General features: G+C 64.4%; 17 protein-coding genes. 7 read left to right on the top strand and 10 right to left on the bottom strand.

The window, feature by feature from the left end; translation table 11 throughout:
- Positions 1 to 24 precede the first annotated feature (24 nt).
- Positions 25 to 996, bottom strand: coding sequence for a site-specific integrase (locus tag ACTJJX_RS29120; protein WP_003111050.1), 972 nt, complete (start codon positions 994 to 996; stop codon positions 25 to 27).
- Between the two features lie 183 nt (positions 997 to 1,179).
- Between ACTJJX_RS29120 and ACTJJX_RS29115 the strand changes: the two genes are divergently transcribed.
- From ACTJJX_RS29115 to ACTJJX_RS29090, 6 genes are all read left to right on the top strand, one after another.
- Complete coding sequence (locus ACTJJX_RS29115) at positions 1,180 to 2,178, top strand: DNA-binding protein (RefSeq protein WP_003117288.1); 999 nt, start codon at positions 1,180 to 1,182, stop codon at positions 2,176 to 2,178.
- Positions 2,179 to 2,216: 38 nt separating this feature from the next.
- The gene (locus tag ACTJJX_RS29110; RefSeq protein ID WP_003117289.1) at positions 2,217 to 2,861 is read left to right on the top strand and encodes a DUF6036 family nucleotidyltransferase; all 645 of its coding nucleotides are present in this window, start codon (positions 2,217 to 2,219) and stop codon (positions 2,859 to 2,861) included.
- On the top strand, positions 2,842 to 3,321 hold the full coding sequence (locus tag ACTJJX_RS29105; protein WP_003117290.1) for a hypothetical protein: 480 nt from the start codon (positions 2,842 to 2,844) through the stop codon (positions 3,319 to 3,321). The genes ACTJJX_RS29110 and ACTJJX_RS29105 overlap by 20 nt, the downstream gene beginning before the upstream one ends.
- Positions 3,322 to 3,911: 590 nt before the next feature.
- Positions 3,912 to 5,336 (top strand): gamma-aminobutyraldehyde dehydrogenase, encoded by a 1,425-nt coding sequence (locus ACTJJX_RS29100; protein WP_003160242.1) that lies wholly within the window; start codon positions 3,912 to 3,914, stop codon positions 5,334 to 5,336.
- 45 nt (positions 5,337 to 5,381) lie between these two features.
- Complete coding sequence (locus ACTJJX_RS29095; RefSeq protein ID WP_003089166.1) at positions 5,382 to 6,635, top strand: aspartate aminotransferase family protein; 1,254 nt, start codon at positions 5,382 to 5,384, stop codon at positions 6,633 to 6,635.
- A gap of 88 nt (positions 6,636 to 6,723) precedes the next feature.
- Positions 6,724 to 7,644, top strand: coding sequence for an NAD(P)-binding domain-containing protein (locus ACTJJX_RS29090; RefSeq protein WP_043884910.1), 921 nt, complete (start codon positions 6,724 to 6,726; stop codon positions 7,642 to 7,644).
- Between the two features lie 289 nt (positions 7,645 to 7,933).
- Here ACTJJX_RS29090 and ACTJJX_RS29085 read toward each other — a convergent pair whose 3' ends face one another.
- The 7 genes from ACTJJX_RS29085 to ACTJJX_RS29055 all read right to left on the bottom strand — a co-directional run bounded on the left by ACTJJX_RS29085 (position 7,934) and on the right by ACTJJX_RS29055 (position 15,100).
- On the bottom strand, positions 7,934 to 9,592 hold the full coding sequence (locus ACTJJX_RS29085; RefSeq protein WP_003158805.1) for a cation acetate symporter: 1,659 nt from the start codon (positions 9,590 to 9,592) through the stop codon (positions 7,934 to 7,936).
- Positions 9,589 to 9,912 (bottom strand): DUF485 domain-containing protein, encoded by a 324-nt coding sequence (locus tag ACTJJX_RS29080; RefSeq protein WP_003089157.1) that lies wholly within the window; start codon positions 9,910 to 9,912, stop codon positions 9,589 to 9,591. Before ACTJJX_RS29080 ends, ACTJJX_RS29085 begins: the two co-directional genes overlap by 4 nt.
- Positions 9,913 to 9,968: 56 nt before the next feature.
- The gene (locus ACTJJX_RS29075) at positions 9,969 to 11,615 is read right to left on the bottom strand and encodes an acyl-CoA synthetase (protein ID WP_011666659.1); all 1,647 of its coding nucleotides are present in this window, start codon (positions 11,613 to 11,615) and stop codon (positions 9,969 to 9,971) included.
- An 86-nt stretch (positions 11,616 to 11,701) separates the two neighbouring features.
- Entirely contained in the window at positions 11,702 to 12,469 is a 768-nt protein-coding gene (locus tag ACTJJX_RS29070; protein WP_016851646.1) for an SDR family NAD(P)-dependent oxidoreductase, read from the bottom strand.
- Positions 12,469 to 13,641, bottom strand: coding sequence for an acyl-CoA dehydrogenase family protein (locus tag ACTJJX_RS29065; RefSeq protein ID WP_003123439.1), 1,173 nt, complete (start codon positions 13,639 to 13,641; stop codon positions 12,469 to 12,471). The genes ACTJJX_RS29070 and ACTJJX_RS29065 overlap by 1 nt, the downstream gene beginning before the upstream one ends.
- Positions 13,642 to 13,691: 50 nt before the next feature.
- Positions 13,692 to 14,048: a DUF6285 domain-containing protein gene (locus tag ACTJJX_RS29060; protein WP_003089151.1), complete on the bottom strand. Its 357-nt coding sequence runs from the start codon at positions 14,046 to 14,048 to the stop codon at positions 13,692 to 13,694.
- Positions 14,045 to 15,100, bottom strand: coding sequence for a phosphotransferase family protein (locus tag ACTJJX_RS29055; protein ID WP_016253453.1), 1,056 nt, complete (start codon positions 15,098 to 15,100; stop codon positions 14,045 to 14,047). Before ACTJJX_RS29055 ends, ACTJJX_RS29060 begins: the two co-directional genes overlap by 4 nt.
- A gap of 196 nt (positions 15,101 to 15,296) precedes the next feature.
- Between ACTJJX_RS29055 and ACTJJX_RS29050 the strand changes: the two genes are divergently transcribed.
- A complete protein-coding gene (locus ACTJJX_RS29050; protein WP_016851647.1) occupies positions 15,297 to 17,249 on the top strand; it encodes a sigma-54-dependent Fis family transcriptional regulator in 1,953 nt (650 codons plus the stop codon).
- Between the two features lie 65 nt (positions 17,250 to 17,314).
- Here ACTJJX_RS29050 and ACTJJX_RS29045 read toward each other — a convergent pair whose 3' ends face one another.
- On the bottom strand, positions 17,315 to 17,797 hold the full coding sequence (locus ACTJJX_RS29045; protein WP_223309047.1) for a transcriptional regulator: 483 nt from the start codon (positions 17,795 to 17,797) through the stop codon (positions 17,315 to 17,317).
- A gap of 79 nt (positions 17,798 to 17,876) precedes the next feature.
- On the bottom strand, positions 17,877 to 19,841 hold a 1,965-nt coding region (locus tag ACTJJX_RS29040), incomplete at its 5' end, for an MlaD family protein (protein WP_440782045.1).

The raw sequence follows: 19,841 nt of genomic DNA, 5'->3' as shown, positions 1-19,841 counted from the left end.
CGTCACTCCTGTCGTGCGTCGATGTTAGTGAGAAGCTGGCACTTGAGTCAAAGTGCTGGCATTTAGTTCGAGAGCAGGCCTCGCAGCGAGGCCGCCAAAGGAGATGGCAGGGTCGATGTAGCGCATCGCCGATTTGATGTCCTTCCACCCCACGTAGGTCATTAACGCCTTAATGTCCCAGCCATTGGCCGTGGCCCAGGTGGCGAAGCCTCGACGCAATGAGTGGCTGGTATAAAGGTCAGCCTGGATCCCCGCACGCTGGAGTATCTGCCGCAGTAGGACGATCAGACTGCCAGGATTCAAGCCAGCCTCGTTCAAGTTGCCCCAACGGTCCAGCCGACGAAAAACCATCCCTCGAGCAATCCCTGCTGCACCGATCCAGTCGAGATAGGCCTGTACTGGGCACAGCCGCCTCAGCGCAGGTACGTAGTGAGTGGTGCCAAGGTTGTCCCGGTCACCCTTGCTCCAAGGCAAAAACAGCGTCATGCCAGCACCGGCTTCGGCTTGAATGTGCTCCACCTGCAAGCGGCACAGTTCATCGCTACGAAAGCCTCGCCAGAAGCCGATTAGTAGCAATGCCGTATCCCGCCGACAGCGCAAATATCCCGCCAGGTCTTCGGCTTGAAACAGACACATAGCCTCCTGCTCCAACCACTCAACCGCATGCTCCAGATGCTGTAATTGCAGCGGCGCGGCCTGCTTTGTCTGGCTCGGGTGCAGGGTGCGAATTCCCTTCAGTACCTGGTGTACGGTCGGGGTCTTGGTGGGATCGGGGAAGCCGTGCCTGATATGCCACTGCGCGAGGGCGGCGAGGCGCTGCTTTAGCGTGTTGAGGCTCAGCGTGTCGGCGTAGTCCACCAGGTAACGCACGATGGAGTCACTCGTGGCCGGCAAGAAGCCGCCCCAGGTCACCTCGAAATGTTCGACGGCCGACTGGTAGCTACGCCGGGTGTTTTCCCGCGTGCCGGCTTGCAGGTAGCGCTCGACGTCCTTCATCGCCCGTGCGTGCCCTTTGTGTACTGGGAAACGACCGCGAAGCAGCCGTTTTTGCCAATCATATTGAATAATTCATGATTACCCAATTCTAGATTATTGGTAGAAAATAAGGGAAATTCTTGATAAAGTGCTATGTATCTACATGGTATGTACCACAGAACGAAATCGTTAGGAGGCTCCGTCATGGCCCGTGGTGGAATCAACAAAGCTGTCGTGCAGAAAGCCAGGCATGCCCTCCTCGCCCGCGGCGCCCACCCCAGTATTGATGCGGTGCGCATCGAGCTGGGCAACACCGGTTCAAAGACCACCATTCACCGCTACCTGAAAGAGCTCGAAGACGCCGAGCGCGGCCGGGATGCGGCTTCGATCCCGCTCAGCGAACAGCTGGCCAATCTGGTCAGCCAACTGGCAGATCAGCTAGAGGAGGAGGCGCAGGCCGCGGTGGCCCTGGAGCGCGAACAACTGACCCGCGAACGGCTCGATTACCAGCATCGGTTTCGACAGGCCGAAAGCCGCATCCAACAACTGGAAGGCCAGACCGCGCTCGACGCGGAACGGCTTCAGACCACTCATCACGAGTTGCAGCAGGCACGCGAGCAACGGCAACAGGCCGAGATCGAGAACGCCCGCCTACAGCAGGCTAATCGTGACCTCGAGGAGCGGCACAAGGATCGCGACGCACAGATCCACTCGCTGGAGGAAAAACACCGACATGCGCGCGACACCCTGGAGCACTACCGACAGGCCAGCAAGGAACAGCGTGAGCAGGAACAACGCCGACACGAGTCGCAGGTACAACAACTGCAACTAGAACTGCGGCAACTGCAGCAGACCTTGATAATCAAGCAGGACGAGCTGACGCAACTGAACCGCGACAATGCACGCTTGCTCACCGAGGCGCGGCAGTTGCAAAAAGAGCGACATGCACAGCAACAGCTAGTGGCGCAGAAAACTCAGGCCCTGGAGGCTCTGCAGAGCACGCTGGCCGGCTCCGAACGCACGAATGAAGCCCTTGATCAGCGTTGTCGCACATTGCAGGAGGAGGTGTCCCGGCTGAGCGAAGCCTCCGCGCTTCAGGCGCAGCAGACGCAGGGCCTGCAGAAGCGCTTGGTCGAAGCCACTACACAGCTGAAGCTACTCGGGGCACCGCTTGCGAACAGCGATGGCGCATGTAGCACATGAACCGGCACACTGAGCCTATGCGCTGAGCGGAGGTGAAGATGACACTACTTGAGACTACCAATGAGGGGGCTGCGGAACCTGTCCGTTTGACTACGCCACTGGGCCAGGCCATTGGTAATCTGTTCGCCCGGGCCTTGCCGCTACTGGATGGCAATCCGCCAGGCTCGCTCAAAGTCTTCGTCTTCGGCGGCTGCGCGGTGCACCTGCTCACCCATGCGCGTGGTAGTGCGGACATCGATGCGGAGATCGAGGCGGCCCGCGTGCTGCGTAAGGACGAGATCATGGCCGTCTACACACCGCCAGAGGGTTATGAGGACGGCGACGGCCGCGACTTGCAGGTGTACCTGGACCAGAACTACACCAATGCCCTCGGGCCACTGCACGAGGACTACCGCGAGCGCGCCATCCCGATGGAGGGTTTCGAGGGTGAGCAGCCGCTGCATATCTTCGTTGCCGCCGGCGTGGATCTGGCCATCTCCAAGCTCGGCCGCTTTACGGAAAACGATCAATATGATATCGAACAGCTCATCGAATGTGGCCGTGTCGATGTCGGCCAGTTTGTTACACTGGCAACAGAGGCAATCGATTATGCCGTGGGCAACCGAAGCGCAATGCTAGGCTGCCTGAAACTGGTCATAGCGAAGTACCTGGAGGATGGGCGAGATGCCACGTCTGGATCGTAAACAAAGCTTTGGCACGCTCCTGGAGACTGTCACCCAGCAGCGTCTTAGCCAAGTTGCGTCCGATGCTCTTGTGGAGCTTGCCAAGCAGTTGTGGTACGAAGAGCGCGACCTCGTGCCAGTACTGCAGCGTGAAGTGGCAAGCAAGCTGCGCGAGCCTGAACAGAAGCTGCGTGCCCTCTATCTCGTCGACCTGCTGCGTCGCTTTCCCTGTGTATCAACGGACAAAGCCGCGCGCCTAAAAGGCTTTGTCAGCAGTTGGTCGAACCTGAAACCAGCAGAACGCTCACCTCGTGCGACCCAGCTTGTCTCTCGCTACCAACTCGACAAGCTGGCCTATGAATGGGGGCTTGAAGAGGACGTCAGCAAGCAGATGCAGGATGTCCTGGCTTTCCAAACCCGCCATTACGCCGCCACCCAGGGCGTGAAGACGGGCTATTCAGAGCCAACGCCCGTAAGCTAGCAGCAGGGCACGGCAAAATGGACGCGGAATGGCCAACTCAACAAATGACGACCAACGACTCGCTGATCTAACACGCGAGGCATTAGCCGACGTGAGCGAGGGTTTGGTGATCGATCACGCATTGGTCGAGACCTGGGCTCAGAGCCTTGATACCGACACCCCGGTGCCTTTGCCAACTCCAGATCGGCCTACTTAATTCGCAGCAGGCCGAACTGATCCTCAGCGGTATCAGGCTGAAGCCATTGCGCTAAGCGCGCCTTCGCTTGAGCAGGACTTCCATTCTGTTCGTTTAAATACAGCAAGTTACAGAACGAATGCACTAATTTTTGCCTCATCTCGGCATACCCCTGATTCCCCCCTTACCTCGGCATAACTTCAATCAGGCGTTCAGAGCCGATTCTATAATTGACTATAAAATCCTATAAAGCCCATCCTGAGTAACTTAGCGACGCTAGAAAGATATTTAAATACAATCAGTTGCAGCGCGTATGTCCTAATTTTCCTTTATCTCGGCATGACCCCTCTATCGAACGCTCTGACAACAACCACAAGGCCGGCTTCGAGCCTGCCCTTCAATGGCGAGAATCGATATGCAAACCAAACTTCTGATCAATGGTGCCCTGGTGGCCGGCGAAGGCGAGAGCCACGCGGTGTACAACCCGTCCCAGGGCAACGTCCTGGTGCGAATTACCGAGGCCAGCGGCGCCCAGGTCCATGCCGCGGTGCAGAGCGCGGATGCGGCCTTCGACGCCTGGTCGCAAACGCCGCCCAAGGATCGCGCGGCCCTGCTGCTCAAGCTTGCCGAGCGCATCGATGCCCAGGCGCACGTGTTCGCTCGCCTGGAGGCGGACAACTGCGGCAAGCCTTTCAACGCCGTGCTGCTGGACGAACTGCCCGCCGTGTCGGACGTGTTCCGTTTCTTCGCCGGCGCCGTGCGCTGCCTGCAGGGCTCGGCGGCGGGAGAGTACGTCGCGGGGCATACCTCGATGATCCGCCGCGACGCGGTGGGCGTGGTCGCCTCCATCGCGCCGTGGAACTATCCGTTGTTGATGGCAGCGTGGAAACTCGGCCCGGCATTGGCCGGCGGCAACACCGTGGTGCTGAAACCGTCGGAGCACACGCCGCTGAGTACCTTGAAACTGGGCGAGCTGCTTGCCGAGATCTTCCCCGCCGGCGTGGTCAACATCGTCCACGGTCGAGGTGCCTCGGTGGGTGAGCCGCTGACCAGCCATGCCCAGGTGCGCATGGTGTCGCTGACCGGCTCCGTGCGCACCGGCAGCCGGATCATCGAAGGTACGGCCGAGAGCGTGAAACGCATGCACATGGAGTTGGGGGGCAAGGCTCCTGTACTGATCTTCGACGATGCCGACATCGACGCCGCCGTCGAAGGCATCCGCACCTTCGGCTTCTACAACGCCGGCCAGGACTGTACCGCCGCGTGCCGCCTCTATGTGCAGAAAGGGGTCTACCAGGAGTTCGTTCGCAAGCTCGGCGAGGCCGTATCCAGCATCCGGTGCGGGCTGCCGGACGATCCGGCGACCGAGATGGGACCGCTGATCACCAAGGAGCATCTGGAGCGTGTCGAGGGGTTCGTGAACCGGGCCAGGGAGTTGCCGCACATCGAAGTGGTCACCGGCGGCAAGCGCGCCGAGGGTGCCGGCTTCTTCTTCGAGCCGACGGTCCTGGCCGGCGCTACGCAGGAGGATGAGGTGGTGCGCCGCGAGATCTTCGGCCCGGTGGTGACCGTCTCGCCGTTCGAGGATGAAGCCCAGGCGCTGGCTTGGGCGAACGACTCCGATTACGGCCTGGCGTCTTCGGTATGGACCGCCGATGTGGGGCGCGCTCATCGCCTGGCCGCCCGCCTGCAATACGGCTGCACCTGGGTCAACACCCACTTCATGCTGGTCAGCGAAATGCCCCACGGCGGGGTCAAGCTGTCCGGCTACGGCAAGGACCTGTCGATGTACGGCCTGGAAGACTACACCGTGGTGCGCCACGTGATGTTCAAGCACTGACCGCCCACACCCCGGACTACCCAGATCATTTTTCAAGAGGTTTGCATGAACAACATCGAGACGTTCGAAAGGCTCGAGTCCAACGTGCGGATGTACTGCCGCGACTTGCCCCTGGTGTTCGATACCGCCCAAGGCAGCAGGATCCGCGGCGAAGATGGCCGCGAATACCTGGACTTCTTCGCCGGCGCCGGCGCCCTGAACTATGGCCACAACGACCCGCGCATGCGCGATGCGCTGATCGCGTATCTGTCGGCCAACGGCGTGACCCACGCCCTCGACCTGCACACCACCACCAAGCGCCAGTTCCTGGAAGCGATCGAGCGCGACCTGTTCAAGCCACGCGGCTGGGACTACAAGGTCCAGTTCACCGGCCCGACCGGTGCCGACGCCGTCGAGGCGGCGTTGAAGCTGGCGCGCAAGGCGACCGGGCGTACCAAGGTCGTATCGTTCTACGGGGCTTACCACGGCATGACCGCCGGCGCCCTGGCCGTCACCGGCAACCGCACTCGCCGTGGCCCCGGGCTTTCCACCGACGTGGTGTTCGTGCCCTACGAAGACAGCCCCTATGGCGAATTCGACAGCATTGGCTTCCTCGAGCGCCTGGCCAACGACCAGGGCAGCGGCTCGGAGCTGCCGGCGGCGGTGATCGTCGAGTCGGTGCAGATCCAGGCCGGCGTCTACCCGGCTTCCAACCAATGGCTGCAACGCTTGCGCAAGTGGACCACCGACCACGGCGTGCTGCTTATCTGCGACGAGATCCAGGCCGGTTGCGGCCGCACCGGCGACTTCTTCGGCTTCGAGCGCTCCGGGGTGGTGCCGGACCTGATCACCTGCGCCAAATCGATCGGCGGCTTCGGCCTGCCGATGGCGATCGTGTTGCTTCGTGCCGGGCTGGATGTATGGCAACCGGGCGATCACATCGGCACCTTCCGCGGCAACCAGTTGGCGTTCCTGACCGCCCGCATCGCGCTCAGCTATTGGCACGATGAGCAGTTCCTGAAATTGCTGGCCGACAACTGCGCGGCCATGGAGCGCGCAGTTGCCGGCTTTGCGGAAATTCCAGGCGTCGCGTCCGCGCGTTGTCGCGGCATGATCGCCGGCATCGATTTCGGCCGCGGCAACGTCGAGGTCGCCAAGGACGCCCAGCAGCGCGTGCTGCAAGCGGGCGTGCTGGTCGACCGCTGCGGCCCGAATGGCGAAATCATCAAGCTGATGCCACCGCTGAACACTCCGACCGACCAACTCGAAGACGGCCTCAGGGCCTTCGGCGAATCGGTCGCGGCAGCGCTGGGAGAATAGCTGCCAGGGTCACCCTTCGGCCTGTGTTGAAGCGCAGGCCGGAGACCTGTTGGACATCAGCCAGAACAATAATCAGGAGACCTCGAGCGTGCGTGAACACAATGATGAAAGCTTCGAGTTCGAAGTGTCCGTGATCGGGCTCGGAGCCATGGGAACCATCATGGCCCAAGCGTTGCTCAGGCAAGGCAGGCGCGTGGCGATCTGGAACCGCTCACCCGGCAAGGCCGCGGCGCTCGTCGCCGCTGGCGCTCACCTGTGCGAGAGCGCCGAAGCCGCGCTGGCTGCAAGCCCGGCCACGATCTTCGTGCTCCTGGACAACCAGGCGACCCACGAGGTGCTCGGGATGCCAGGTGTGATGCAGGCGCTGGCCAACCGTACGATCGTCGATTACACGACCAACGCCCGGGACGAGGGCCTGGCGCTTCAGAGTCTCGTCAACCGCGCGGGCGGCCATTACGTCAAAGGGATGATCGTGGCCTACCCGCGCAACGTTGGTCGTCGCGAAAGCCACAGCATTCATACCGGTGATCCTGAGGCCTTCGAACGGCATCGGGCGCTGCTTGAGGGGCTTGCCGGCCATACGACGTTCCTCCCCTGGGACGAAGCATTGGCCTTCGCCACCGTGCTCCACGCGCATGCGTTTGCCGCGATGGTGGCTTTCTTCGAGGCCGTGGGGGCTGGTGTCCACTTCGGCCTGCCGCCTTCGAAGACCGCTCGGCTCATGCTCGACACGTCGCGCTTTTTCGTCGCCGATGCACTCGAGGAAGCGGTCCGTCGGCTGGAAGCGCAGGATTTCGCAGGCGATCAGGCGAGGCTCGATGTGCATGCCCAGGCCTTCGCCCATATCGCCGGAGCCCTGCACGCACAAGGGGCCTGGACGCCGGTCTTCGACGCGCTGTGCCAGGCCGTGCAACGCGCGGCAGCCATGGGCTATGGCGACCAGGACATCGTAGCCGTCACCCACCTGTTCGCCCGCGAATGCGACACCGCAAGCGCGGCGGGACAGTGACTGCGCTGCGCTTCTAAGGTCCGCATGGATAGCGCCCGAAGACAACAACTATAAAAAATCGCTGGAGAATCATATGCGCCGATTCGGTTTTCTACTGGCTGTCCTTGTACTGGTCATCTTCCTGAGTGCACTGTTTTCGAAGCCTTCCGTCGTCAACCGCGGGACGGCTCAGCGCATGGAGCACTACCCCACCGTCGGTATCGGAGACATCTTCCGGGGGCACTAGCCAGGCCTCGGGCGACAGACAGCCTCGAAGCCTGCCACCCGTTCGACAGCGATCGTGTGCGCCTCAGTGGTCTATGGCTCCGCTGGCGCCAAGGCCGGTCTGGCCTCGTACGTACTGGTCGGCGAAGGCTGCCCTTTCCGCCATGGCCCGCTTGGTCCGGTCCAGGCGGGAAACGCCATACGCCACCAGGAACGCCAACGGCATGGAGAACAGCGCAGGCTGGGTATAGGGGAACAGCGGCTCGGCGAAGTGCAACACATCCACCCACACCAGCCTGGAGAAAACCACGAAGCCCATGGCGCTGAACAACCCGACGTAGCCACCGGCCAACGCGCCACGGGTGGTCAGCCCCGACCAGAACATCGACAGGAACAGCACCGGGAAGTTGGCCGAAGCGGCGATGCCAAAGGCCAGGGCGACCATGAAGGCCACGTTGATGTTCTCGAACACGATGCCCAGGGCTATCGCCACCAAGCCAAGGCCCAGGGTTGCCAGCTTGGTTACCCGCAGCTCCTGCGCCTCGCTGGCCGCGCCCTTCATGATCACCCGCGCATACAGGTCATGGGCGATGGCGGACGCCCCGGCCAGGGCCAGGCCTGACACCACGGCCAGGATGGTGGCGAAGGTCACGGCGGAGAGGAAGCCCAGCAGCAGGTTGCCTCCCACTGCCTGGGCCAGGTGCATGACCACCATGTTGCCCCCGCCCAGCAGCTTGCCTCCCGCTTCCCCGCCCTCGAAGAACCGGGGCTGCTGGCTGACGATCACGATCGACGCCAGGCCCAGCAGGAAAATGACATTGAAGAAGTAGCCGATGAACCCGGTGGCGTAGAGCACCGACTTGCGCGCCTCCCGGGCATCGCCGACGGTGAAGAAACGCATCAGGATGTGCGGCAGCCCGGCGGTGCCGAACACCAGCCCCAGGCTCAGCGATAGCGCGGTCAACGGGTCGGCCAGCAAGCCACCAGGGGCCAGCAGGCGTTCGCCCAGGGCATGGCTATCCATCGCCTGGCTGACCAGCCTGTCATAGCTGAAGTCGAATTCGCGCATCGCCAGGAACAGCACCAGCGAGCCGCCGACCAGCAGCAGGAATGCCTTGACGATTTGCACCCAGGTGGTTGCCACCATACCGCCGAAGGTCACATACAGCATCATCAGCGCACCGACGATCACCAGGGCGATCTGGTAGTCCAGGCCGAACAGCAGCCTGATCAACTGCCCGGCCCCGACCATCTGCGCCACCAGGTAGAAACACACCACGGTCAGCGATCCGATGGCGGCCATGGTGCGCACCTTGCCCTGGTCGAGACGGTACGAGGTGATGTCGGCGAAGGTGAAGCGGCCCAGGTTGCGCAGCCGCTCGGTCATCAATAGCAGCAGTACCGGCCAGCCCGCGAAGAAGGCGATGAGATAGATGTAGCCATCCATCCCGGAGCTGTAGATGAGCGCGGTGATTCCCAGCAGCGTGGAGGCGGACATGTAGTCGCCGGCCAGCGCCAGGCCGTTCTGCCAGCCCCGGATACCGCCACCGGCGCTATAGAAATCCGCCGTCGAATGGGTCCGTCGCGCCGCCCACCAGGTGATGCACAGGGTGAACAGCACGAACACCATGAACATGCCGATGGCATGCAGGTTGAGCGGCTGGCGCTGGCCAGCGTCCAACGCGGGCGAGGCCAACAGCAGGCCGGAGTGCAGCGACAACGCCAGGGGAAGGAGCTTCTTCATGCGCCCTGCTCCTCTTCCAGCCCAGCGACCAGAGCCTGGGTCAGGCGATCGAATTCGCCGTTGGCGCGGTACACATAGAGCGCCGACAAGGCACAGAAAAACACGAACAGGAACACGCCGGCCGCGACGCCGAAGGTCATGTTCGAGCCCTGCGCCAGACGCCTGGCAATCAGCTCGGGGCAGAACGATACCAGCGCGATGTAGCCGTGGAACGTGGCCAGGATCAGCAGGAGCAGGCTCAGGGTGAAACGGTTTCGGCGCGCCACCAGTTGCTGGAACCGGGCACTGGCGCGGATACGCGCGTATAGCAGGCTGGACATGGGACACCTCGGGCAACCTAGTTATTGTTATGGAATATGCGGGTGCGGCAGCGCCATCAGCGGCCGGCGTCGCCGGCCTCCTCCTCCTGCCGGGCCCACTCGCGCAGGACGAACTTCTGGATCTTGCCGGTGGCGGTCTTGGGCAGTTCGGTAAGCGTCACATGCCGCGGTGCCTTGAAGTGCGCCAGGCGCTCGCGGCACCAGCGGACCAGATCGTCACCCGTGGTTCTGGGTAAGGCATCCGCCCGCAAGGCGACGAACGCGTGGGGTGTCTCGCCCCAGCGCGAATCCGGGCGCGCCACCACCGCGGCCTCGACCACCTCGGGGTGCTGGTAGAGCACTTCCTCGATCTCCAGTGAACTGATGTTCTCGCCGCCGGAAATGATGATGTCCTTGGCCCGGTCCTTGATTTCCACGTAGCCGTCCGGGTGCAGCACGGCCAGGTCGCCGGTGTGCAGCCAGCCGTCGGCCAACGCGGCACGGGTGGCCTCGGGGTTGTGCAGGTAGCCTTTCATCACGGTGTTGCCCCGCACTACCAGTTCGCCAAGGGTGCGGCCGTCGGCCGGGACCGGACGGCCGGTGTCGGTATCCAGCACCGTGGCCTCCTCGAGCATCGGGTGGGCGACGCCCTGGCGGCTCATGAACTGGGCCCGGGCCTCCAGCGGCAATTCGTCGACCCCCGGCTGCCACAGGCACAGGGTGCTGGGGCCGTAGCTTTCGGTCATGCCGTAGGCGTGGGTGATGCTGAAGCCGCGTGCTTCCATGGCGGCGATGACCGCGCTGGGCGGCGCGGCGCCGCCGGTGATCACCGATACCGGCACGGCAGGGACGCTGGCATGCTCGGCATGGATCAGCATCGACATCACCACCGGCGCGGCGCTCAGGTGGGTCACCGCATGCTCGGCAATCGCAGCGTGGATCGCATCTGGCTGGACCTTGCGCAGGCACACGTGCGTGCCACCGGACAGCGTCACCGCCCAGGTATGGCTCCAGCCGTTGCAGTGGAACATCGGCAAGGTCCACAGGTAGACGCTGCGCGGCCCCAACTGGAAGATCAGCGCGCCGGCGCAGGCGTTGAGGTAGGCGCCGCGGTGATGCAGGACCACGCCCTTGGGATCCCCCGTGGTGCCGGAGGTGTAGTTGATGGCGATCGACTGCCATTCGTTCTGCGGCGCACTCAGCGGCCGCCCCGGGTCGCCCTGGGCCAGAAACGCCTCATAGTCCAGGTCGTGGGCGAGGTCGGCTCGCTCGGCCTGATCATCGTCGATGCCCACCAGCAAGGGCGGCGCATCGAGCATGGCCAGCGCCTGCTGGGCCACGGCACCGAACTCACGGTCGCAGATCAGCACCCTGGCCGCGCAGTGGCGCAGGATGAAGGCGATGCTGCGTGCCTCCAGGCGAATGTTGATGCATACCAGCACCGCCCCGGCACCGGGTACGCCATAGTGGGCCTCGAGCATTTCCGGGATATTCGGCGCCAGTATCGCCACCCGCTCGCCCGCTTGTACGCCGACCCGCTCCAGGGCACTGGCCAGGGCGCAACTGCGCTCGTGCAACTGGCGGTAGCTGTAGCGCCTTGCGCCATAGACCACCGCATCGCGCTGCGGGTACACCTGCGCGGCACGCTTGAGGAACGACAGCGGCGACAGCGGGACATGGTTGGCTTCGTTGGGAGCAAGCTCGTGCTCGAGGGTCGGAACCATCATGGCAGCCACCTCATCGACACATTGCTCGGGTCTTGCACGCACATACATACCTCCTGTTCTTGTTGTTATTGCGCCAGGGCGCGTTACAGGCTGCTGCACAGGTGGCCGCCATCGACCACGATCTCGGCGCCGCTCATGGCCCGCCCGGCATCGCTGGCGAGCAGCAGCAAGGCGCCGTCCAGGTCCGCCGGCACGCTGAAGCGGCGGCTGGGGATACGCGAGCGCAACTTGTCGCCGGCCTCGCTGGCCAGGAAGACCTCGTTCAGGTCGGTCATCACGTAGCCGGGCGCCAGGGCGTTCACCCGGATGCCATGGCGCGCCAACTCCAGCGCCATGGCGCGGGTCAGGTGGGCCAGGCCGGCCTTGGCCGCCAGGTAGGGGCCGACGGCGCCGGCCACACGGCTGGCGAGGATCGAAGTGACATTGATCAGGCTGCCGCCCTTCCCCGCCGCGACCATGCGCCTGGCGCTTTCCTGGGCCACCGCCCAGGCGCCCTTGAGGTTGGTGTCGAGCACGCGGTCCCAGCTTTGATCGTCGCAGGCCAGCAAGGGCTGGCTGTCGCTCACCCCCGCATTGTTGACCAGCACATCCAGCGGGCCGGCGGCATCGAGCACCCGGCAGATATCCTCACGGCAGGTCACATCGAGGGCAAAGGCCTGCGCCCGCCCTCCCGCCACCTCGATGGCCTCCACCAGTGCCTGCAGCGGCGCCTGGCGCCTGGCAGTCACCACCACCTCGGCGCCTGCGGCGGCCAGGGTCATGGCGAAGTGGCGGCCCAGGCCGCTGGAGGCTCCGGTCACCAGGGCGCGGCGCCCGTCGAGGGCGAACAGTCGGGTCAGGTTCGGCTGCATCAGCGGGCCTCCAGGCGCTGGTCGAGCAGTTTCTTCGCCAGGCTCATGCGGTGCACCTCGCTCGGGCCGTCATAGATGCGGAACGGGCGAATGTCGCGGAAGATCCGCTCCACCACGGTGTCTCCGGTCACCCCGCGCCCGCCCAGTACCTGGACGCAACGATCGACCACCCGCCACAACGCCTCGGCGCTGATCACCTTGGCCATGCTGGAGTCGACATTGGCCCGCCGGCCCTGGTCGAGCACCCAGGCGCAGTGCCACACCGCCAGGCGCACCACGTGCAGGTCCATCATGTTGTCGGCCAGCATGAAGCCCACACCCTGGTGCTCGCCCAGCGGCTTGCCGAAGGCGTCGCGGGTGCGCGCATAGTCGCAGGCGATGTCGTGGGCGCGACGCGCGGCGCCCAGCCAGCGCATGCAGTGGGTGAGCCGCGCCGGCGCCAGGCGCACCTGGGCATACCGGAACCCCTTGCCGATCTCGCCGAGCACATCGCTCGCCGGAATACGCAGGTTGTCGAAACGCAGCTGCCCGTGGCCACCGGTGAAGCAGCTGTCCAGCGAGTCCAGCTGACGCTCATGGATGATGCCGTCGCGTTTCATGTCGGTCAGGAACATGGTCGCCGTACCATCCTCCATGCGCGCCATGACGATGCCGAAGTCGGCGCCTTCTGCGCCGGTGATCAGCCACTTGCGGCCATTGATCAGGTAGTCGTCGCCATCGCGGGTGGCGGTGGTGCGCAGCATCGAGGGGTCCGAGCCGGAGCCTGGCGCAGGCTCGGTCATGGCGAAGCAGGAACGGGCATGGCCCTGGACCAGCGGGCGCAACCAGCGGTCTTTCTGCGCCTCGGTGGCGACCACGTCCATCAGGTGGATGTTGCCTTCGTCCGGGGCATGGATGTTCAGCGCCACCGGGCCCAGCGGCGAGTAGCCGGCCTCTTCGAAGACGATCGCCTTGGCCACGTGGCTCAGCGCCAGGCCACCCATTTCGCGGCTGGCGTGGGGCGTCAGCAAGCCGGCCGCGCGGGCGCGGGCCACCAGGTCCTGGCGCAGGGCGTCGCTGGGGCCGTGGCTGTCCTGGCGGGGGTCGTTCTCGAGCGGGATGACCTGTTCGGCGATGAAGTCTCGGGTCTTGGCCTGCAAGGCGAGCAGTTCGTCCGGGAGGGTGAAGTTCATGGTTGTCCTTCTGGGTGCTTGTCTGTCGGGAATGAGATGGCTGACGCCGTTCAGGGCAAGGCCTTGGGATTGCTGATGGCCAATCGGGCGAGGGTGACCTGGCGCAATGTCTCGACCAGGGTTCTATGGTTTTGCGGGGCGTCATGGCTGCCCAGGCGAATGGCCCGTGCCAGTTGGCGGCGCAGGTCGGGCAAGGCTGCGGGCGCCTCGTCGACCAAGGCGGCCAGACGTGTCCGCTCCTGGTCCTCGGCCAGAGCCCCCAGGCGGCTTTCGCGGGCTGCGATGGCCATGGCATTGGCGATCATCAGGGCCGGGTAACGCAGCTCGCCGGGCAGCGCTGGCAGCAGTTGCTCCAGAAGCGTCGAGCGAGCGATGTCGAGCAGTTCATGGGCATCGGGCTGGGTCATGGCGCTTCGGCTCCGGTCATGTGCAGGATGTCGAGCTCAAGCTCCGGCAGCAGTCGTGCGGTCAGTGCCAGCTCAATGGACGGCTCTTCGCCGGACAGGTGGCGCTGGCCTTGCTGCAGGGCGATCACCGCCCAGCGCAGGGTGGCCATGACCTGCCAGTAGTGCAGTTGGCTGCGCTCGATACGCAGCGGAGACACCTCGTGGTAGCCCCCCAGGAAGTCCTCCAGTTGGCCGATACCGCCGGCCTCGAGGTCTGGGCGGGTGAAGCGCCAGCAGCGGGCGGTGAACCAGCCGAGGTCCTCGCACGGGTCGCCCCAGCCGGTGAACTCCCAGTCGAGTACGGCTTCGAGTCCCTGTTCGCTGGCCAGGTAGTTGCCGGTGCGGTAGTCACGGTGCAACAGACACAGGATGCTGTTGCGCGGTGCGTGCAGCTCGCACCAGCGCAGGCCCCACTCCAGCACCGGATAGGCATCGGCGAGGGTGTCGAGGTAGTGGCGATAGGCGTCGATGGTCGCCAAGGCCGGTGAGCGGGTTGGCATCGGCAGGAAATCCAGCGCGGCGCACGGCGGGCGAACCTGATGCAGGCGCGCCAGGTTGGCGCCAAGCTGCGCCGCCAGCTGCGCCCGGCCCTGGGTGCCGGCGCCGGCGCTGAGCAAGCGACCGGCGGCGACACCCGGCACGTACTCCATCAGGAAGAACACCCGCCCATGCACGCGCATATCGCGGCACAGCCACAGCGGGCGCGGTACTTTCACACCGGCCTGATGAACCACTTGCAGCACCGCGAACTCCTGTTCGCGGTCCAGGCTGGCGGGTAGCGCGGAAAGCGCATCGCTGCGCAGCACCCAACGCCGGGCGCCAGCCCAGGGGCCGCCTTCGATCAGCAGGTCCAGCAGCCAGTTTTCCTGGATGGCGCCGCCGCTCAGGCGCTGGCGTGCCTGGATGACCACCCGCTTCGCTGCGGCGTGCTCGCGGATGAACTCGACCAGTGGCTGGTCGTCCGGGGCCACGAATGTCTCGCCGTCCCGTACGGTCGTAGGAGGAGTGCTCATGGGGTTGTAGGGCCTGCCTGTAGTCATGTTGTCAGACAGCTTTAGCAACGCCTGGGCCAATTTTCGGGATATGCCTGTAACCCGCGCGCTCTCTGGCGCCAGGCTTTTCCATGGCGCTCGACGAAGCAATCCGGGTTTCACTTTTGCAACGAACTGATTCAGTATCGAAACAATTCAATCCTGAACAGGTCTCGACATGCGTCCTCCCCTTTCCCAGGTCGTCGTGCTGGTCAGTCACCTTCAACGACCTCGGCAGCGCAGTCGCCTCGCCAGCCTGGTGGCCGGCCTGGCGGCGGGCTACCCGGACGTCCATATCGAGGTGCTCGACACCTCGGTATCCGAAGCCCTGCAAACCGCCCGCGATCTCGAACAGCGCGGCAAGGCCGACGTGTTCGTCTGCGCTGGCGCCACTGCCGCCTACCTGCGTAGACACCTGGCACGTCCGGTTCTGACGATGCGCGTTGGCGGCGGAGACCTGTTGCGTGCGCTGGAGCAAGCCCGCGAACACTCCTCCCATGTCGCCCTGCTCAGCTACAACCGCATCGACCGGGACCTGCAAGCCATGCGAACGCTGTTCACGGTGCAGGTTCACCAGGTTGCCTACACCACCCTGGAAGAGGCTCGCCAGGCTGTCCTGGAGGTAGCCCGGCTGGGTTGCCGCAGTATCATCGGTTCGTCGACGGTGGTGGAGCTGGCGGAACAGGCAGGCCTGCACGGCGTGCTGTCGCTGAGCGAAGACACTGCGCGCAAGGCGCTCGAGGAAGCCATGGGAGTCCTCGACAGCCAGCGCCTGGAGATCGCCAAGCGGCGGCATCTGGACGCGGTGCTGCAACACATTCCAAGCGGTGTGGCAGCGGTCGACAACCAGGGTGTGGTGCAATCGCTCAACCCTGCCCTTGCCCAGTTGCTGGAGTTGCCGGTCAGCTCGGCTCTGGGTCGACCGTTACAGCAGCTATGCCCGGAGCTTGACCTGCAACAGGCGCTAGAGGATGGCGGTGGCGAGGAAAACCGGGTGATCCGGCTGGGCTCGCACGCCGTGGTCAGCAATCTCCTGCCGATCCTGGAGAATGGCGAGCGTACCGGCCTGGTGCTCACCTGCCAGGACATCACCGCCGTGCAGCGCGCGGATCAACGCATCCGCTCCACTCGCCGTCCAGGTGCCTTCACCGCGCGTTACCGGCTCGAACAACTCAACGGCGCGAGCAAGGCCAACCGTGAGATGTTGCAGCTGGCCAAGCGCTTTGCCGCCAGCCATTCGACCATCCTGATCACTGGCGAAAGCGGCACCGGCAAGGAACTGCTCGCCCAAGGGATCCATAACGAGAGCCCTCGCCGGCACGGGCCTTTCGTCGCCATCAACTGCGCGGCGTTTCCCGAGTCGCTACTGGAAAGCGAACTGTTCGGCTACGAGGAAGGCGCCTTCAGCGGTTCGCGCAAAGGCGGCAAGCCCGGCCTGTTCGAGGCGGCTCACCGTGGCACGCTGTTCCTCGACGAGATCGGCGACATGCCTGTGTCGCTGCAGACTCGCCTCCTTCGTGTATTGCAGGAGCGAGAGGTCTTGCGCCTGGGCGGCACCGAGCCGATCTCCATCGACGTGCGCATCATCGCCGCCACCCACAAGGACCTGGGGGCCGCCATGAAGGATCGCGAGTTTCGCACCGACCTGTATTACCGGCTGAATATCCTGCGCTTGCAGACCACTCCCCTGCGCGAGCGGCCCGAGGACATTCCTCTGATTTGCCAGGGAATCAGCCAGCGCCTGCTGGTCCAGGGCCAGCCACCGGGTGCCGCAGGCATAACGACGCTCCTGCTACCCTACCTCGTCCGCCATTCCTGGCCCGGAAACGTCAGGGAACTGGAGAATGTCATCGAACGGGCGATGCTCTCCGCCAGCGAAATCTTCCATGAGCACGGCGTGGATGAGCATTACCTGGCTCGCGTGCTGCCCGAGCTATTCGAAGGCCAGCCTCAGCCCAGGTCCCGGAAAGAGCCATCGCGCACAAAGGATTTGCACGCCATCGGCAAAACCGCGCAGTTGCGCTACATACAGGAGACGCTGGACAGCTGCCAGGGCAGCCTTGACGAGGCTGCGCGTCGGCTCGGGATCAGCCGGACCACGCTGTGGCGGCGGCTTCGCTCGGCACGCTGAGCAAAACGATGCGCCTGGGCGATGCGGAACTCGCCCAGGCATGGACGCGGCCGGTGCCGTGAAACTCAATTGATCAGCGGAACCTGCTTGCCGATCTGCAACGCCTCCAGCGCGTCCAGTTGCGCTTCGATCTGCAGGAAGCGCATGGCCCGCCGAGGTGACATCTTCTCGGCCACTTCCTGCACGTACCGGTGCAGCACGGCCAGCTGTTTCTCCTGCAATCCCCGATAGAGGTCGACCATCCTCGAAGCTTCTGCGTCGGTAATGCTGCCGGAACCATAGGCGCGGGCATATTCGAGCAGGAGCTGGAATGTCTCCTTGTGCAGGCTGTCCGTCTCGCCTCGGTAGCGTGAATAGATCGGCCAGAACGTCTCGGCTTCGGTGCCGTCCAGCGCCATGTTTGCCTCGACCATCCGTTTGCGCTTGTAGTTGATGGTTTCCAGCTGGTTCCTGATCTTTTCCTTGTGCTCGTTCATCACCTGCTCGACCGATGGCAGGGGTTCGTCGGCATGAGCGGCAAGGGAAAGGGTCGCGACCAGGGTGGCCACGAAAAGCAAGCGCCTGGACATCGGCGTTCTCCTTCTGGGTTGATCGAATGGATTCATGCTGCCGCGGTGCGATGCGACATCAACGGGCCCCGCTCCTCAGGGCGATCCTGGGCGCCCACTCCAGCCATTCGTCATTGGCCGAATCGAACAGGGCGAAGGTCTGCCCCGGCTTGGCGGGCTCGCCCATCTGCGCATTGTTCGGGGTGGCGAAGGCAATGCCGCCCTCCATCAGCGCCTCCATCGACTCGGTGCGTAGCGACAGGCCCTTGAACAGGCTGGCGTCGACGCCGAAGCCGCTGGCATTCCAGAAACGGCTGCCGGTACGCACCAGCGGTACGTAGCGCGGTTCGATGAGGATGCTGATCAGCACCCGGTCGGCCTGTTCGCCCAAGGCCAGGTCGACGACCTTGCCCACCGGGATCTGCCGGTAGGTCACCAGGTTGCCCGGCTTGATCGAGCCCTTGCGCGGCGCACTGAGGGTCAGCCGCAGGCCGTTTTCCCGACCCAGCAGGTTGGGTGCTTCGGCGAGAGTCTGGAAGCGTGCCTGGCGCTCGCCCGGCGTGCTCGACGGCAGCGCCTCGATATAGGGGCCGCTGACCAGGGTTCCGAGGTTCTCGGTACGCAGCAGGCCGAGCGCCGGACGCACCACCCAGAAGCGGGTTCCGCTGCGGGCGACGCGCTCGCCGGCGGAAGTCAGGCGGGCCTTCATCAGTACCCCGGAGAGGTCCGGGTTCAGCTCGACGCTTTCGATCTTGCCGATGTCCAGGCCCTTGAAGCGGATCGGCGTGCCTTCGCGCAGGCCGTCGGCATTGTCGATGCTCAGCTGGATTTCCACGCCACGGGCCATCGCCGCCTCCTCGCTGTCGAAGAGGGTGAAGCGACGCACCTTGGTCACGGTCGGCGCCTTCGGATCGAGGGTGTCGAAGGAAATCCCGCCGGTGATCAGGGTCTGCAGCGACTCGCTCTTCACCTGCACGCCGCTGAGGTTGCCGGTCAGGGTGATCCCGCTGGAGTTCCAGAAGCGCGTCGAGGTATTCACCAGGTGCGCGTACTCCGGCTCGATGTGCACACCCACCACCACTCGCTGGCGGTCGCGCGACAGCTGGTAGCTCTGCACGCTGCCGACGCGGACCTGGCGGTAGAGGATCGGCGCGCCGATATCGATCGAGCCGAGCTTGTCGCTGGTCAGCACCAGGTGCAGGCCGGGCGCGTCGGTGTTCAGCGGCGGCGCTTTCGGGCGGATGGTGAACTCGCGACTCGGCGCGCCGCTCTTGGCGAAGCGCACGTCGATATAGTTACCTTTCACCAGAGCCTCGAGGCCGGTGATGCCGGCCAGGGAGATGCTTGGCTTGACGGTCCAGAATTCGGTGCCTTCCAGCAGCATGTCCTCGACCCGCGGATCCATCGCCAGGTCGGCAGTGGCGCTGCTGTAGTCCTTGCCCATGTCGATCGACTTGACCAGGCCGACCTGCACGCCGTTGAACATCACCGGGGTGCGGCCCGGATCGATACCACTGACGTCGTTCATCTTCAGCTTCACGCGCAGACCGGCCTGGGCCGCGTCGTAGTCGTCGTACAGGCGGAACGGCTTGCTCGGATCGGTCGGCGGGCTGTCGGTGCGGTTCTCCGGGGTAGAGAAGGCGATACCGCCGGCGACCAGGGTCAGCAGCGACTCGCTGTGCACCTTGAAGCCGGACAGGCCGCCGGAAATGGAGATGCCGCTGGCGTTCCAGAATCGCGTGTGCTTGCGCACCAGGTCGGCGTAGGCCGGCTCGATGTGCACCTTGATCTCGATGGTCCTCTGGTCATCGCCCAGCTGGAAGCTCTTCACCTGGCCGACCTGGATCTGCCGGTAGAACACCGGGCTGCCCTGCTCCAGGGAGCCCAGGCGATCGGCCTTGAGGGTCAGGTGCAGGCCGGGCAGCTTGTCGGAAAGGGGTGGCGGCTCCTTCAACGCGGTGAAGTAGCGTTCTTCCTTCTCGCCCTTCACCGGATCGACCGCGATGTAGACGCCGGAGACCAGGGTTTCCAGGCCGGTGACGCC

It is taken from the genome of Pseudomonas sp. 22490 (assembly GCF_052044465.1).
GTDB classification, from domain to species: domain Bacteria; phylum Pseudomonadota; class Gammaproteobacteria; order Pseudomonadales; family Pseudomonadaceae; genus Pseudomonas; species Pseudomonas aeruginosa.
This window is presented reverse-complemented; position numbering and strand designations above follow the sequence as displayed.

Excerpts from the sequence above, each read along its gene's own strand:
- ACTJJX_RS29120 (WP_003111050.1), bottom strand. The coding sequence starts at position 996 with ATGAAGGACGTCGAGCGCTACCTGCAAGCCGGCACGCGGGAAAACACC.
- ACTJJX_RS29080 (WP_003089157.1), bottom strand. The coding sequence starts at position 9,912 with ATGTCCAGCCTGCTATACGCGCGTATCCGCGCCAGTGCCCGGTTCCAG.
- ACTJJX_RS29115 (WP_003117288.1), top strand. The coding sequence starts at position 1,180 with ATGGCCCGTGGTGGAATCAACAAAGCTGTCGTGCAGAAAGCCAGGCAT.
- ACTJJX_RS29075 (WP_011666659.1), bottom strand. The coding sequence starts at position 11,615 with ATGGTTCCGACCCTCGAGCACGAGCTTGCTCCCAACGAAGCCAACCAT.
- ACTJJX_RS29070 (WP_016851646.1), bottom strand. The coding sequence starts at position 12,469 with ATGCAGCCGAACCTGACCCGACTGTTCGCCCTCGACGGGCGCCGCGCC.
- ACTJJX_RS29110 (WP_003117289.1), top strand. The coding sequence starts at position 2,217 with ATGACACTACTTGAGACTACCAATGAGGGGGCTGCGGAACCTGTCCGT.
- ACTJJX_RS29060 (WP_003089151.1), bottom strand. The coding sequence starts at position 14,048 with ATGACCCAGCCCGATGCCCATGAACTGCTCGACATCGCTCGCTCGACG.
- ACTJJX_RS29065 (WP_003123439.1), bottom strand. The coding sequence starts at position 13,641 with ATGAACTTCACCCTCCCGGACGAACTGCTCGCCTTGCAGGCCAAGACC.
- ACTJJX_RS29100 (WP_003160242.1), top strand. The coding sequence starts at position 3,912 with ATGCAAACCAAACTTCTGATCAATGGTGCCCTGGTGGCCGGCGAAGGC.
- ACTJJX_RS29050 (WP_016851647.1), top strand. The coding sequence starts at position 15,297 with ATGCGTCCTCCCCTTTCCCAGGTCGTCGTGCTGGTCAGTCACCTTCAA.
- ACTJJX_RS29055 (WP_016253453.1), bottom strand. The coding sequence starts at position 15,100 with ATGAGCACTCCTCCTACGACCGTACGGGACGGCGAGACATTCGTGGCC.
- ACTJJX_RS29105 (WP_003117290.1), top strand. The coding sequence starts at position 2,842 with ATGCCACGTCTGGATCGTAAACAAAGCTTTGGCACGCTCCTGGAGACT.
- ACTJJX_RS29095 (WP_003089166.1), top strand. The coding sequence starts at position 5,382 with ATGAACAACATCGAGACGTTCGAAAGGCTCGAGTCCAACGTGCGGATG.
- ACTJJX_RS29085 (WP_003158805.1), bottom strand. The coding sequence starts at position 9,592 with ATGAAGAAGCTCCTTCCCCTGGCGTTGTCGCTGCACTCCGGCCTGCTG.